This is a genomic window from Nocardia brevicatena NBRC 12119 (assembly GCF_000308495.1).
In the GTDB taxonomy this organism is placed as follows: domain Bacteria; phylum Actinomycetota; class Actinomycetes; order Mycobacteriales; family Mycobacteriaceae; genus Nocardia; species Nocardia brevicatena.
In genome coordinates this window covers 18,129-32,489 of the sequence record NZ_BAFU01000091.1, presented here as the reverse complement: position 1 = coordinate 32,489, position 14,361 = coordinate 18,129, and the positions used below count along the sequence as shown (strand labels likewise).

General features: G+C 67.3%; 11 protein-coding genes and 1 pseudogene. 3 read left to right on the top strand and 9 right to left on the bottom strand.

All coding sequences use genetic code 11. The features are described 5' to 3' along the window. Positions 1–3: 3 nt before the first annotated feature. Both ON20_RS24750 and ON20_RS24745 read right to left on the bottom strand, forming a co-directional pair. Positions 4–1,110: a zinc-binding dehydrogenase gene (locus ON20_RS24750; protein ID WP_040839121.1), complete on the bottom strand. Its 1,107-nt coding sequence runs from the start codon at positions 1,108–1,110 to the stop codon at positions 4–6. Positions 1,111–1,294: 184 nt separating this feature from the next. After that, positions 1,295–1,642, bottom strand: coding sequence for a DoxX family protein (locus ON20_RS24745; RefSeq protein ID WP_040839119.1), 348 nt, complete (start codon positions 1,640–1,642; stop codon positions 1,295–1,297). 163 nt (positions 1,643–1,805) lie between these two features. Between ON20_RS24745 and ON20_RS40325 the strand changes: the two are divergent. Further along, positions 1,806–2,075: pseudogene (locus tag ON20_RS40325) on the top strand (nitroreductase/quinone reductase family protein); the annotation flags it as partial. A 228-nt stretch (positions 2,076–2,303) separates the two neighbouring features. Here the strand turns inward: ON20_RS40325 and aroQ are convergent. Beyond that, the gene (aroQ, locus tag ON20_RS24735; protein ID WP_040839118.1) at positions 2,304–2,774 is read right to left on the bottom strand and encodes a type II 3-dehydroquinate dehydratase; all 471 of its coding nucleotides are present in this window, start codon (positions 2,772–2,774) and stop codon (positions 2,304–2,306) included. A gap of 310 nt (positions 2,775–3,084) precedes the next feature. Between aroQ and ON20_RS24730 the strand changes: the two genes are divergently transcribed. Next, positions 3,085–4,761, top strand: a complete 1,677-nt coding sequence (locus tag ON20_RS24730; RefSeq protein ID WP_051163292.1) for an NTF2-like N-terminal transpeptidase domain-containing protein — start codon at positions 3,085–3,087, stop codon at positions 4,759–4,761. A 36-nt stretch (positions 4,762–4,797) separates the two neighbouring features. On the opposite strand, the gene ON20_RS24725 is transcribed toward ON20_RS24730, so the two are convergent. The 3 genes from ON20_RS24725 to ON20_RS24715 form a co-directional block, all read right to left on the bottom strand. Continuing rightward, positions 4,798–5,169 carry a DUF3054 domain-containing protein gene (locus ON20_RS24725; RefSeq protein ID WP_040839116.1) on the bottom strand — a complete coding sequence of 124 codons (372 nt, stop codon included), beginning with the start codon at positions 5,167–5,169 and terminating at the stop codon, positions 4,798–4,800. 99 nt (positions 5,170–5,268) lie between these two features. After that, positions 5,269–6,510 carry a lysylphosphatidylglycerol synthase transmembrane domain-containing protein gene (locus tag ON20_RS24720; RefSeq protein ID WP_083865203.1) on the bottom strand — a complete coding sequence of 414 codons (1,242 nt, stop codon included), beginning with the start codon at positions 6,508–6,510 and terminating at the stop codon, positions 5,269–5,271. A 9-nt stretch (positions 6,511–6,519) separates the two neighbouring features. Further along, a complete protein-coding gene (locus tag ON20_RS24715; RefSeq protein ID WP_174361934.1) occupies positions 6,520–8,034 on the bottom strand; it encodes an adenylate/guanylate cyclase domain-containing protein in 1,515 nt (504 codons plus the stop codon). Positions 8,035–8,339: 305 nt separating this feature from the next. On the opposite strand from ON20_RS24715, the gene ON20_RS24710 reads away from it, so the two are divergent. Next, the gene (locus ON20_RS24710) at positions 8,340–8,993 is read left to right on the top strand and encodes a DUF1707 SHOCT-like domain-containing protein (RefSeq protein WP_040839114.1); all 654 of its coding nucleotides are present in this window, start codon (positions 8,340–8,342) and stop codon (positions 8,991–8,993) included. A gap of 34 nt (positions 8,994–9,027) precedes the next feature. On the opposite strand, the gene ON20_RS24705 is transcribed toward ON20_RS24710, so the two are convergent. From ON20_RS24705 to trmB, 3 genes are read right to left on the bottom strand one after another with little or no spacing between them, the layout of a single operon-like run. Next, positions 9,028–12,474 carry an MMPL family transporter gene (locus ON20_RS24705; RefSeq protein ID WP_040839113.1) on the bottom strand — a complete coding sequence of 1,149 codons (3,447 nt, stop codon included), beginning with the start codon at positions 12,472–12,474 and terminating at the stop codon, positions 9,028–9,030. Beyond that, positions 12,474–13,202, bottom strand: a complete 729-nt coding sequence (locus ON20_RS24700) for an NYN domain-containing protein (RefSeq protein WP_040839109.1) — start codon at positions 13,200–13,202, stop codon at positions 12,474–12,476. The genes ON20_RS24705 and ON20_RS24700 overlap by 1 nt, the downstream gene beginning before the upstream one ends. Beyond that, on the bottom strand, positions 13,202–14,113 hold the full coding sequence (trmB, locus tag ON20_RS24695) for a tRNA (guanosine(46)-N7)-methyltransferase TrmB (RefSeq protein WP_040839308.1): 912 nt from the start codon (positions 14,111–14,113) through the stop codon (positions 13,202–13,204). Before trmB ends, ON20_RS24700 begins: the two co-directional genes overlap by 1 nt. Positions 14,114–14,361 lie beyond the last annotated feature (248 nt).

Here is a 14,361-nt window from a genome sequence, read left to right as displayed (position 1 = left end):
CGGCTACGACGAGGCTCGCATCTCGACGATGGCCCGGCCGACTATTTCGCCCCGGGCCAGCGCCCGATAGGCCTCGTCGGCCCGGTCGAGGGGATATCGGCGGGTGATGACCTCCTCGGGCCGGACGATGCCTGCGGCCACCATTCGCAGTAGTGCGGGCATATCGGTGCGGGCCTTGGCGCCGTAGGAGCCTCGGATCTGGAGTTTGCGTCGCACCAGCCGGGCCAGGTCGATCGAACCGGTGGACCCGGCGGGTGCGATGCCGACGACCACCGCGCGACCGCCGTCGTCGAGGATGTCGAGCGCGGTCGCGAAGGTCGCCGCGCCGCCGAGCGCTTCGAAGGCGATATCCACGCCGTGGCCGTCGGTGAGTTCGCGTACCCGGGCCTCGACATCCTCGGTACGGGAGTTGATCGTATGGGTGGCGCCGAGTCCGGTCACCGCGGCGAGTTTCTCGTCACCGATATCGATGGCGATGATCTGGGCGGCACCCGCCGCGGTGGCGAACTGCACGATCGACGATCCGACACCGCCCGCGGCGATCACCGCGATCCGGTCGCCCATCGATAGCTCGGCGGTGGTGACCGCGCCGAGTGCCGTGAACGAACTGCAGCCCAGAATCGATACCGCTTCCAGCCCGATCTCCGGCGGTACGACGAACACATCCGAGGCGGGTACCACGCAGTATTCGGCCAGCCCGCCCATCGAGTACATGGCCAGCGGTGTTCCGTCGGCCCGGGCCAGTCGGCTCGTACCGTCGTAGAGGGTGCCGCTCAGGCGGTTGTAGGCGAAGAACTTCTCGCACAGGTCCTCCATACCGCGCACGCAGTGTCGACAGTCCCCGCACGGCATGATGAAGCTGCACACGACCTCGTCGCCCACCGCGACATTGCGTACGCCCTCGCCGATCTGTTCGACGACCCCGGAGACCTCGTGGCCGAGAACCGCCGGTGTCGGGAACGCGACCTCCGACGCGAGCACATGCAGGTCGGTATGGCAGACACCACAGGCCGAGACCCGCAACAGTACCTCTCCCCGCCGCGGAATCGGTACCGGAATGTCCTCGATCACCAGGCGGGGTCGATCTCCCTCGAATACTGCGGCCTTCACGCGACACTCCTCTGCGATCTCGCCTGAATCCCTCGTGGCCACCGCCGTCCGCGGATCTGTCGGTCCGCGGACGGCGTGGTGCCCTGAGCTCACCGTTCCAGAAAATCGCCGCGCCGGCGCGGTCTTTGCCGTATCGACGTCCTCCCGGCCCCGAAGGGCCGGGCTTGCGCGCTACGTTTCCTGGTCAGGCCGCCAGTCCCAGTCCCGCGGCGATTATCACGGGTGTCAGGTACAGCAGCGGGTACGGGATATGCGAGTACGCGCGGGCCCGTGCGACGGTGAGCACCGCGCCGGTGAAGTACAGCACCAGCCCGATGACCGCGAGTGCCCCGATGAGGGGGACGTACAGTCCGACGACCAGTCCCACCGCGCCGAGCGCCTTGGTGGTGCCCAGCCACGGCCACCACGACTCCGGGACTCCGTAGTCGCGCAGGGCGTCCACTACCCAACCGGCATGGGCGAGGACCGCTCCGGCCGAAAAACCCACCCAGGCCGCTGCGAGCACCGTCATCACCGAATATGCGATCGACATCGCCAACTCCTCGAAACGAAATGGTTCGGATGTACCGGATAGACGGAGCGGTGCCCGCCGGTGTGACATGCGAACAGAAAACGAGAGCGCTGCTCTTGACAAGACGGTGAATGAGTGAGATCGTCGTTCACAACAGAGAGCAGCGCTCGCAAAGGAGAGGGAAATGACCGCCGAAACCCGCTACATCGCCCCGAACCGTATGGACCCGATCATGAATCGCCTGGTCAACTCGCTGTCGAAACTGGGAATCAGCGTGGCGGGATCGCGCCTGCTGGCCGTTCGTGGCCGCACCACCGGGCAGTGGCGGACGACCACGGTGAATGTGCTGACCGCCGAGGACGGGCGGCGTTACCTGGTGGCGCCCCGGGGTCATACCCAGTGGGTGCGGAACCTGCGAGTGGCCGGTACGGGCGAATTGCGCCTGGGTCGCAAGGCCGAGGTTTTCACCGCGGCGGAGGTGCCGGATGTCGACAAGGTGCCGCTGCTGCGCCTCTATCTGCGGCGATGGGGTTGGGAAGGGGGCGGTTCTTCGAGGGTGTCACCGTGGACGCCACCGACGACCAACTCGCCGCGATCGCCCCGGGTTTCCCGGTCTTCCGTATCGGTTGACCGGCGGAGTGTGCCGTCGAGCGCCGGCTCCCGGTACGCCGGAGGCTTGCGATCAGATGGTCGACAGACGACCTGCCAGGAACTCGATAGCGGCGGCATACCCGTAGATGCCCATACCGGCGACGACGGCCGCCGCGATCGGCGAGATATAGGAGTGGTGTCGGAACCCCTCGCGCGCATGCACATTGCTGATGTGCACCTCCACGATCGGCACCTCGGGGATCACCAGGGCATCCCGGAGCGCCACCGAGGTGTGGGTGAGCCCGCCGGGATTGATCACGATGGCCGATTCCGCGCCGCGGGCGCGATGTATTCGATCGATCAGCTCGCCCTCGGAGTTCGACTGGAAGTCGGTGATCTCGCGACCGTGTGCGGCGGCGGTCCGACGACACAATTCGATTACATCGTTCAAGGTTTCCGAGCCGTACACCTGTGGCTGGCGAGTACCGAGCATATTGAGATTGGGTCCGTTCAGCACCAGGATCGGGCCGCTCATGGTTTGCCGGCCGTCGTTTTCGGACATGCCGGCAACCCTACCGACAACGGTGCGTCGTTCGAAGGGTTCCCTACCTGCACGGCGGGGTATCCCGAAAACGGAACCGACGACCGGGGTAACGACAGACGGGTTCGGGCCGACCGGTAGCGTAGCCTCGCCGAGCGTCGACGGGCGGCCGAGTAAATGATCATGGTCCGTGTCGGCAGCGGTCTGCGTTGGGGCACAATTGGGAAGGTTGCGTGGCGCTATGAGTTCGGGTTAGCGAGGCGTCGCAAACAGGCATTTTTCAGGTAACGTGGTCTTGTTACTGGAGTGACAAGAGTGAAGAGTGGGCGACATGGATTTGTGGGGATCCCGCCGCTTTCACTTCCGGGGCGCACTGGCACTCGCGGGGGTGGCGGCTCTGGCAATTGCTATGGGGTCGTGCGGGGCCGGTTCGGAGGAGACCGGTCCCCGAGCCGTCGTCGAACGCTTCACCGAATTGCTCGACGAGCATGATCACGCCGCTGCCGCCGAGTTGACATCCTATCCCTCGGCGGCCTCGGCAACCCTCGAGCAAATGTTCGACGGTCTCGAATCGGGCGAGGTCGACTACGAGATGTCGCAATTCATCGAACTCGGGTCCGATTCAGGGCTGTTCACCTTGAACGCCAACTGGAATTTCGGCGAGCACAAGGACTGGGCCTACAGCCTCGAAGGAACCATCCGGAAACTCGCCATCGGTTGGCGTATCTCCTGGGACCCGGGCATTGTCATGCCGAAACTCGAACACGACCGCACCGTCGAACTGGTGCGCACCACTCCCGATCCGCCGCCCCGGGTGGTGGACAGCGTCGGTCAGCCCTTGATGACCAGGCAGGTCATCAATGTCGTCAAACTCGATCCGGCGCGGATGCCCGACCCGGTGGCCTCGACGAACGCGCTGGCCGACGCCATCGAACCGGTCGCCCCGCTGATCACCGGCGAGACGCTTCGGGAAAAACTGGCGGGATCGGGCGGTAAGCCGATCACCGCGGTGAGCCTGCGCGAAGGCGATTTCGCGATTCTGGAACCGCGTATGGCGCCCATCCCCGGTGTGGTGATGGAGAAGGAGCCACGGCTCGTCGTCTCCGACCGGCGGATCTCCTCACCGCTGCTGGACGCCCTGCATAAGGCCTGGGAGGAAAGCCAGGAACAACATTCCGGTTGGGGTGTTCAGCTGTTCGAGAACGGGAAGTTCATCACCCAACTCGCGGGTGAACAGGGCCCGGCCGGCCCCGATATCGCGGGCACCATGGACCAGAAGCTGCAGCGTGCCGCCGAGGACGCAGTGGTCAGCGTGGGGACACCGGCCTCCATCGTGGCCATCCAGCCGTCCACCGGCGCAGTGGTGGCGACGGCGCAGAACAACTACTCCAGTGCGCAGGGACCGGTGGCCTTCACCGGTCTCTACCCGGTGGGCGGCGGTATCGAACTGTTCCGCGCCGCCGCAGCGGCCGCCAACGGCAAAGACCCCAAAGATATTTCGGTGCAGGAGGTAGCGGAGGCCGCGACCATGCTCGGGGTCGGCGTCGATTTCCGGATACCCGGACTCGAAGAGGTCACCGGTCAGTCGGCGATCGCGGGCCGCAGCGCCGAACCGGTACGCCAGGGCAGCGGCCCCGACGCGGTGCTGGCCAGTCCGTTCGGAATGGCCATCGCGGCCGCCGCCATCGCCCGCGGCCAAGCGCTGCCGCCGATGATCGAACGCGGTCGCCCCGCAGCCACGGACGCGCAACTGGAGCCGCTGCCCGCCCCGGTCACCGACCGGCTGCGTACCATGCTGCGGGATACGATGAAGGCCCCCCATTTCGCACGCCTGCGCGCCTACCGGGACGTCAGCGGGTTCTCGGCCAAGGCCGGTGACGACGGATGGCTGATCGCCAACATGGGCGATCTGGCCTTCGCGATCCATATCGAGGACGTCGACAGCGACGATATGGTAGTGCGGATGGCGGCGAAGATGCTGCAGGCACTGACCGATCCGGAGATCTGAGGTCCGTCGGCCGAAACGGTTCCGGCCGACGGTTCGTCAGATGTCGATCGCTCGGATGGCGCCGCGCCACCCGAGCAGGAACAGGGCCAGCACCGAGCCCGCCACCAGGATGAAGCTCGGCGCGGTGCCCTGGCCGCTCGCGGCTCGCAGCAGCATCCCGATCACCAGCGTGGCTCCCCACACCGCGATACCCGTGGGCCACAGCATGGTTCCGTCGAAGGGCTCGTCATCGGCCCGTCGCCGACTCGCCACCGCGGCCAGCACCCAGCCCACCGCGAGCCCGATACCGAACGGCCAGACGGTGTGCAGCAACCCGCCCAATATCGCCTCGTCGTGACTGCGTCGGCCGATCACACAGAACAGCACCACCAACAGCACGTCCACGGCGATCGGCCCGAACTTCTTCACGGCTAGCAGCCTAGTACCCGTGGGGGAGGCGTCCGGTTCACGCAACGCGCCCGAACCGCGGCTCAGGGCCCGGCACATATTCGACCCGACCTGTTCGGCTCAGTCCGCCCCCTCGTGCGCGGTGTCCCCCTGGTCGTTCGCGGCGCGCCCCGCCTCTCCGGACACCGTTCCGCCCCGGCGCAGGCGCGGCTCGCGCGATGCGGAGATATCCGATCCCAGGGGTCGACGGACACGCCGCGCCGCCAGCCGCGGCAATTCGGGTATCGCGACCTCTTTTTCGTACTCGGCGTCGTCGGCGTGCGGGGTGCGGAACTGAAAGAGGAACACGATCCAGCCGATGATCGCGATCAGCACGAAGCTGACCATCCGGTAGACGAACGCCGCCGCGACGGCCTGTGCGGCGGACAGTCCGGCGGCGGCGGTCAGGCCGTAGATCAGCGTCGCGTCGACGTACACGATGCCGCCGGGGGCGAATGGAATGGAACCGACGGCCTTACCCGCCGCGAACGCGATCAACAGACCCGCCCACCGGGGATCGCCGCCGATGGCATAGCAGGCGGCGCCCAGGCAGGCCACATCGGCCATCCGGTGCACCACCGCCCACCAGCCCACCCAGATACCGTCCCGCGTACCCAGTTCCACCGATTCCAGCTGGTCCAGCAGTTCGGCGACCTTGTTCATTCCCTGACCGGCCGACCGTCTGCGCACCCGGTTGACCAGGGCGAGCAGCCGGCGCAGCAGGGATTCCAGCGTTCCCGGATGTTTCGACGCGTAGTTGCCCGCCCAGACCAGGGCCACCATGGCGGCCACCGACAGGATCAATTCGACAGGGCCGACCCGCCCGCCGGCCAGCAGCGTGCCGCCGACACCGAGGAGCGCCAGGCCGACGGCCGCGACCACACCCGAGAACATCAGCTGCCACGAGGCCACCACCGGGCTCGCACCCCACCGTCGGGTCTGCCGGTAGGTGAACGCGGTGGAGAACACCTGTCCGGCCGGCAGGGTGACCGACATGGCCGTGGCACCATAGACCACCGCGACGGATTCGAGCCGGCTCACCGCCACCCCGCCCGCGTGCAACAGCTGTTTCTGGACCTGGCCGAAACCGCTCATCGACAGCATTTGCAATGCGATACACGCGGCCACCCAACCCCAATGGATTTCGGTGAGCTTGCGCCACGATTCATGGAGCCGCGGCCACAGATAGACGCCCTCTCCCACCAACAACGCCAGCAGGATCACACCGGCGATCCATTTGATCCACCGGAACTTCCGTCGTCGCGGTTCGGCCGGGGCGGGGGGCATAGTAGGCTCCCCCGCCGGAATACCGTCGGCCGTCATCAGCTCAGCCTAACGAATGGTCTGCGGGCCATCGGTACCATCGCCCTCGGTAACCGTCTCGCGTGGCCGGGCCAATCTGGTTTTCCGGGGGCGACCGCGTAACTGCACCTCTTCACCGAACATCCAGCACTTCTGTTCGCTTTCTTCGGCGAAATACAGCGCCGAGCCCGAGGCGAGTACTCGACCCGGCTCCTCCTTGGCGAGTTCGGTCAGTCTCGACGCCTCGTTCACCGGATCGCCGATAACGGTGTATTCGAAGCGATTGGCCGCGCCGATATTGCCCGCGACGGCCAGCCCCGCGGATACCCCGATGCCGATATCGAGGCCGGGCACTTCTCGCAGCGCCTCGCGTAGATCCCGGGCCGCGGCCAGAGCGGCGGTCGGTGCGTCGGGCCGGTCCAGCGGTGCGCCGAAAATCGCGAGGGCGGCATCCCCGACGAACTTGTTCACGAATCCGTGGTGCCGGTCGAGCACATCGACCACCACTCGGAAGAACTCGTTGAGCAGGCTGACCACCTCGGTGGGCGGACGTTCCGCCGCGGTAGCGGTCGAGCCGACCATATCCACGAACAGCACCGCCACGAACCGCGTCTCGCCGCCCAGCTCGGTGCCGTAGTCGAGGGCCCGCTGGGCGACCTCGGCGCCGACATGCTGACCGAAGAGTTCCTGCAGCCGTTGGCGGGTGACGGCCTCCTCCATCATCCGGTTGAAGCCCACCTGCAACAGCCCGATCTCACTCCCGTCGAACACCTCGACCTGGACATCGCGCTCCCCGGCCTGCACCTGGTCGATCGCCTGGCTGAGCTGGCGCACCGGGTCGGAGATACTGGACGCGGTGAGCATGGACAACGCCAGCGCCTGCATGATCACCACCCCGCACAGCAGCAGAATGGACACGGCCAGCGACTGCGCCGAGAACTTCACATCCGACGAGACCTGGGTGACGCACAGCAGCACGATGGCGATGGTCGGGGCGAAGGTGCCCATTCCCCAGGTCATGGCCATTCGGGTGCCGACACCCGGGGTGAGGGTGTGGTCGAAGGTGCCCTCGGTCAGCGCCTCGGCGGCGACCGGCCGCAGAATGCGTTCGCCGAGCATATAGGTGAAGCCGAAGACGAGGGTCGCGGCCATACACAGGGTGATGATCACCGTCCCGGCGAGCGCGGGCGTCCGCACGATCATCGCCGACGCCAGGACCGCACCGCCGACAAGCCACAGGCCCAGATGCAGGATGGCCTGGCGCAGCGGGGTGTGCAGCGCTGCCATCTGTTCCTGGCGGCTCGGCGGTCCGCCGCGCATCTGCCAACGCATCACCGGTCGCAGCATCAACGACGAGGCCAGCACGCTGAGCACGCCGCCGATGACGAATACCAGGCCGGGAATCAGTAGGCCGATCTGTAGGGTGCCGGGCGCCTCGCCCTCGGGTACGGGCAGGCCGTATTGGATATACGCCCACACCAGTACCGCCCCGAAGGCGTTCGCCAACAGCATGGACGTCAGATACAGCGGCCAGCGCGTGTGCATGGTCTGTTTGACCGCTTCCAGAGGCACTGACACGATCACCAATCTAGCGTTCGGTGTTTATGCACTGTCCAACCCCTGATCCGGTGGCCGTGAAACAGCGACCGAGCTGCGCTTATGTGACTACACTTCGCTATCTGGGTAGACGCTCGAGCTCGGCCGCTGTATTGTCGCGAGCCGCGAAGCAGCGATTACCCGGATACCCGGCTCAGGGAACGCCCTGATGCAGGAAATATGGCGGTCTGGGTAATCTCGGACGCATGGGCGGCCCCGATTCGGTTTTCGACAATTGGGGTCCCGGTGGACCAGTGGGCGACCGGGACCTGCGGGTTTCCGATGCCGAACGCGAACATGTCGGACAGCTGCTCCAACGCGCGGTGGGTTTGGGCATGCTGTCGTTGGGTGAGTTCACCGAGCGGATGGACACCGCCTTGGCCGCCAAGACCCGGGGTGAACTGAATTCCGTGCTGGTGGACCTGCCGGGGGTGCGGCTCATCGGCGAACCACCGGCCGCCCGTATCGGTTACGGCAGCGGGATGGGCCGGCTGCCCGAACCGACCGAAATCGCCACCGCGGCAATGGCGGCCCCCGGCCCCACCGCGATAATTCGCGGCCGGATGTCGGGTGTCACCCGGCGCGGTCCGTGGCAGGTCGCGCCGATACTGCACCTCAACAGCTGGCTTTCCGGGGTAACCCTGGATTTCACCGAGGCCGTCATGACCACCCAGGTGGTCGAATTGCAGGTCGACGACTACGGCAGTTCGCTCACCCTCATCGTGCCGGCGGAGGCGACCGTCGACCTCAACGGTCTGGACCTACTCGGCGCCGGCGTCAACAACAAGGTCCGCACCGGTCCGCCCATGGGGCCGCTGCACCTGGTCGTCCACGGACGGATCCGGTTCGGTTCCGTCACCGCCAAGCATCCGTTCATGACCCACTGGCGCCGCCTGCTCGGCCACTGAACCGGGCGGCTCGTCGAGCCCCGGTTGATGTCGGCTACTCCTGCTCGCGGCGGCGCAACAGCTCGTTGACGCTGACCGTGCGGCCGTCGCCGGAATGGTGGCGGCCTTCGTCGTCGTCGACCGGCGGGTAGAGGCGCCGACGTGAGGAACGCAGTTCGGCCATCCAGTCCTCGATACTGTTCCGGTTGTTCTCGTCCGGGCCCGGCTCCGGAGCGTGCCGGCCCGTCGGCTCGGGCGGTTCCGGGTCCTGATAGATCGGTTCGCTTGCCCATTCCGGACGGACCGGCCGCGGTGTCGGGCGTTCGACCGGCCGGGTCGCGGTATCCGGGGCGGGGAACCGCGGTCGCTGCGCCGAACCACCGGCGCCGAGCGGTCCGGGGCTTGCTTCCGAGGCAGGCCGCGCCGGGCCGGCGGGCGGTTCCGAGGGCGGTATCGGCGTGGTGGACGCGGTATTCGAGCCGGCGGTCCGGGGCAGCAGCGTCCGTGGTGCCGCCGGGTTCCGCCGCGGTGACACCGGAACCGGGCCGGCATCGGGGGTCGGCTCGGGTCGATATTCCGGCGGGGGCGACATCCGTGGGGGTGCCGGAGCGGCACCGGGCGCGGATGCCTCCCGGTCGGCGCCGGGCGCTCGCGTAGGCGTCGGTCCGAGCATCGGACCGGGCAGCGGACCCGCTCCGGGGGCGCGGTCGTCGGCGCCCGGGGCCCGCGCAGGAGCAGGACCGGCACCCGGCACGCCGGGCCGGCGCTCGTCCGACAGCGGCGCGCGCGGCGGCATCGGCGGCCGCGCGGAAGCCGGTCGCGGACCCGGTATTTGGGCGGGCGGCTGGTCGGCGGGACCGGCCGGCCGGGGACGCATCGGTAGACGGGGCCCCCTCGAGCCGGAATCCGGTCCGGGGGTCCGGTCGGGCTGCTCGGGGTCGGTCATCCGGGGTGTGGCAGGTGCGGCGCCGGCACCCGGTTCCGCGAGCGGGTTCGGGCGCGGCCGGGTGGGATCCGGCGCGATCGGCATCGGTTTGGGCGGGTTCGCCGTGGGCGGCCGCTGTCCGGTCGGGGTGCCCGGCCCGGTCGAGGTGCCCGGCGCGGGTGGGCCGGGCGGTGTCGGCTCCGATAGCCGCAGCGAGCTCTGCGGAGCCGCCGGCGGTTCCTTGGGGAGGGCGCTCATATGCGCGGTCGGCGCCTCGGCCTCGATCTCCTCGCGGCTGCGTTTGCGGTGCGGGGTCTTGCGCTGTTTGTCCGCCGGCAGGGTGGGCAGCAGCGTTGTCACCGGATCGGTGACCGGAGTGGTCTTGACCAGGTCCACGACCGGTCCGCGCTGCGGGCGTTCGTCGTCGAGGATGGGTTCGCCGAGGCCGACCTTCCGCTGGATCCGCTTCATCCAGGCCGGTGCCCACCAGCAGTCGTCGCCGAGCAGTTTCATGGTCGCCGGCACCAGCAGCATGCGCAGGATGGTGGCGTCGATGAACAGCGCGGCGATCATACCGTAGGCGATGTACTGCATCATCACCAGATCGGAGAACGCGAACGCGCCGGTCACCACCAGCAGGATCAGCGCCGCCGCCGTGATGATGCGACCGGTGTGCGCGGTGCCCATACGCACCGATTCCGTAGTCGAGGCACCCATGGTGCGGGCCTCGACCATCCGGGACAGCAGGAACACCTCGTAATCGGTGGACAGGCCGTAGATGATCGAGATGATCAGCACCAGCACCGGCGACATGATCGGCTGTGGAGTGAAGTTGAGAATTCCCGCGCCGTTGCCGTCGACGAAGATCCAGGTGAGGATTCCGAGCGTGGAGCCGAGACCGAGCGCGCTCATCAGCGCCGCCTTGATCGGCAGCACCAGCGACCCGAAGGTCAGGAACATCAGCAGCGTGGTGACGAACAGCACCAGCGCGATCATCAACGGCATCCGGTTCAACAGCGCATCGATGCTGTCCTTCTGAATCGCCGGTTGCCCGCCGACCAGCATCCGCACATCGTCGGGGAGGTCCATGGAGCGCAGGTAGTCGATGGTCGGCTCGTAGTCCTCCGAATCCGCCAGAGTGGCGCTGGTACGGAAGACATCACGCCGCTCAGTGGACGCCGAGGGCACGGCGAAATCGCCTTGCAGACCCGGTGCCTTGTTGGCCTCGCGCCATACCTTGCCGATGGACGAGGTGTTGTCGGAGATGAAGACCAGCTGGATCGGGTCGGATTTGCGCAGCGGGAAGATATCATCGAAGTCCTCCTGCGCGAGCCGGGTCGTATTGTCCGGCGGCAGATAGCGTTCGTTGATACCGCCGAAGGCCAGATTCTTGACCGGGATGATCAACAGCAGCAGCAGGATGCAGATCGGAATGGCGATCTTGAGCGGATGCTGCATCACCCACTTGGTGGTCCGGCCCCAGATACTGTTCTCGACCTCTTCGGCGCTCTTGGTCTGGCGGAACCGCTTGAGACCGAGCATATCCACGCGCCGACCGAGAATGCCGAGGATGGCGGGCAACACGGTGATCGAGGCCAGCGCCGCCAGCGAGACGGTCGCGATGGTTCCGTAGGCGACCGATTTCAGGAAGCCCTGCGGGAACAACAGCATGCCGCCGAGGCTGGCGATGATCATGGTCGCGGAGAACACGACCGTGCGTCCGGCGGTCATCACCGAGCGCCGCACTGCCGCGGGGGTGTCGTAGCCCTCGGCCAATTCCTCACGGAAACGGCTGACGATGAACAATCCGTAATCGATGGCCAGGCCGAGGCCGATCATCGACACCACACCGGAGACGAACGAGTTCACCTCGGTGAAATTGGTCAGGAACCGGATGATGCCCCACGCGCCGACCACGGTGAGGCCGCCGACGATCAACGGCAGCGCGGCCGCGACGATCCCGCCGAAGATGAAGAACAGGAGCACACCCACCGCCGGAATGGCCAGGATCTCCATGCGCTTCTGGTCGTCGGCCATGGTGTCGTTCAGCGTGCCCGCAACCGCCTGTAGGCCTGCGACCTGCACATCGACGCCGTCGATATAGAAGACATCCTTGACCGTACGGAAATTACGCACCATCTCGGTGTCGTTCTCACCGACGATGGCGATCGAGGCGAAGGCGTGTTTCTTGTCCGGAGAACCGAACAGGCTCGGCTGTACCGCGCCGGTCTCGGTGGGCCAGTAGGCGCCATTGATCGTCGCGATCTGGTCCGGGTGTTCGCGCGGCAGGCTGTTCAGGTTGTCGACGATCTTGCGGCCGAACTCCGGATCGTTGATCGTCGTGCCCTCAGGGGCGGTGTACAACACGATCACGTCACTGGTGTGATCGCGGCCGAACGCCTCGTCGGCGATCCGGGCAGCCTGGGCCGACTCGGACCCCGGATCGTCCCACCCGCTGGAGCTGAGGTGGTCGCCCAGGCCCAGGCCGTATCCGCCGAGGCCGAGTAGCGCCGCGACAATCACGCCGATAACGGCGTAGCGCAGGCGGTAGACCAAATCGCCCCAGCGGGTGAACACTAAGCGACTCCTTGGGCAGGGCGAGAGGTGAGCAGTGCCGACAGCGGCCGGAACGGCTGCAGCCAGGCACCCTCGTCGGGCAACGAGTCGAGGCTCACCCTGGGCAGCGGTTCGCGGAACACGCCGGGGATGTCCTCGAGATCGACGAACTCGAGACTATCGGATGTGACCGCCCAACTCGCATGCTCGCGGAAGCCGAGTACCTGAACGGGGACCCCGTCGGCCGCCAGCTGTTCGAGTGGTTCCCGGAACGCCTGCCCATCCGCGGAGGCGACCATGATGCCCGCCAGTCCCGTGCCGCGTCTGCGTAGGGTGATATGGGCGAGCATATCGGCGTCCACATCGGAGTCCTCATCGACCTTGGGCTTGGCGAAAACGGCGTACCCGACATTTCGGAGGGCTTCCACCCAGGGCCGCACCACGTCCGCGGTGCCGGGGGCGATATTGGTGAACACCGTCGCCTCGGGCTCGATGCGCTGCTTCTCGCCCACCGAGAGCTCGGCCGTGCGGGCCAGCAGCCAGCGGCCCAGCGCATCGAACCGAGGACGGTAGGCCGCGGTGGGCCGCCCGCCGAGAATCGCGCCGAGGCCCATATCCAGATTCGGGGCGTCCCAGACCAGCAGTACCCGCCGCGATTCGGCGGAACCTCCGCCGACATCCCCGCTTCCGGGTACGGGCAGCCCACCGGCAACCACGTCGGTGGCCGCGGTCATCTCGCTGACGCTCATCATTCGATCTTGCCCCATACGAACTCGTTGATAGCGCTACCGGCGCGATGCGCCTTGTCCTCGAACTTGGTCACGGGGCGCTCGAAACCTATCGGGGCGGTGTCGCGATAGCGGTCACTGTTTCCGCCGGCTGTCTCGTTGAGGCCGATGAGCAGGGGCTCTGCCGCGCCGACCTCGGCGATGTGCTCCGCGTAACCGGCATGGTCGGTGGCGACGTGTAAAACCCCGCCCGGCCGCAGTCGGTCCGCGATCAACGCGACGGTCTCCGCTTGCAGCAGCCGGCGCTTGTGGTGCCGGGCCTTGGGCCAGGGGTCGGGAAAGAAGACCCGGACTCCGGTCAGCGATCCGGGAGCAATCATGTTCTCCAGCACATCGACGGCATCTCCGCGCAGCAGGCGAACGTTACCGATCTGCTCGCGCTCGATCCGCTGCACCAATTGGGCGAGGCCGGGCTGGTACACCTCGATGCCGAGGAGATTCAGATGCGGTTCGGCCTGGGCCATGGCGGCGGTCGCGGTTCCGGTACCGCAGCCGATCTCGATGACCAGCGGGGCCTCGCGGCCGAACCAGGCCGCCGCGTCGAGTGGTTCGTCGGCCACCTCGCGGCCGACCGACGGCCAGGTACGGTCCCAGGATTTCTGCTGGTTGGGGGTGAGTGCGCCGCGCCGGGAACGGAAGCTGGTGACCCGGGGGTAGAGGCGGGAGCCGGCGCGCTGCCGCCGTGCGCCGTGGCCGTTGGACGCCCCGCCGTGCTGCACGGGCGGGGTGCCGCCCGCCTCACCCGCCGAGACAGACCGGATATCGGTGCCGGTTGTCGTGGTACCGCCCTGCGCTGACGCGGTGAATGGCGATACCGGACGTGACTCGGAGGTGGGGTTCACGGCGGCGTTCACGTCTCCATTGTCCAGCATTGCCGACATCACACCGCACGGGACCGGCGCCGACGATCGGTGTTTGCCGTCAAGGGGCGATGCGGTGGGGTCGGGTGTCGCTCGTGGTCGACTCGGCTCGCGGTGCGCGAAAGATCGAGCCGCGTACCGGTACAGGTGGCCGACCGGGAGTCAGGGTATAGGGGCGGGTCGATACTTGCGAATCCCTGTAGCGGCTCATATCCCCGGACCGTCCGCCGGGTGTGGGTGACACCGCCGGCGTCGCCTCG

Excerpts from the sequence above, each read along its gene's own strand:
- ON20_RS24745 (WP_040839119.1), bottom strand. The coding sequence starts at position 1,642 with ATGTCGATCGCATATTCGGTGATGACGGTGCTCGCAGCGGCCTGGGTG.
- ON20_RS24715 (WP_174361934.1), bottom strand. The coding sequence starts at position 8,034 with ATGCACACGCGCTGGCCGCTGTATCTGACGTCCATGCTGTTGGCGAAC.
- ON20_RS24730 (WP_051163292.1), top strand. The coding sequence starts at position 3,085 with ATGGATTTGTGGGGATCCCGCCGCTTTCACTTCCGGGGCGCACTGGCA.
- aroQ (WP_040839118.1), bottom strand. The coding sequence starts at position 2,774 with ATGTCCGAAAACGACGGCCGGCAAACCATGAGCGGCCCGATCCTGGTG.
- trmB (WP_040839308.1), bottom strand. The coding sequence starts at position 14,113 with ATGCTGGACAATGGAGACGTGAACGCCGCCGTGAACCCCACCTCCGAG.
- ON20_RS24700 (WP_040839109.1), bottom strand. The coding sequence starts at position 13,202 with ATGAGCGTCAGCGAGATGACCGCGGCCACCGACGTGGTTGCCGGTGGG.
- ON20_RS24720 (WP_083865203.1), bottom strand. The coding sequence starts at position 6,510 with ATGACGGCCGACGGTATTCCGGCGGGGGAGCCTACTATGCCCCCCGCC.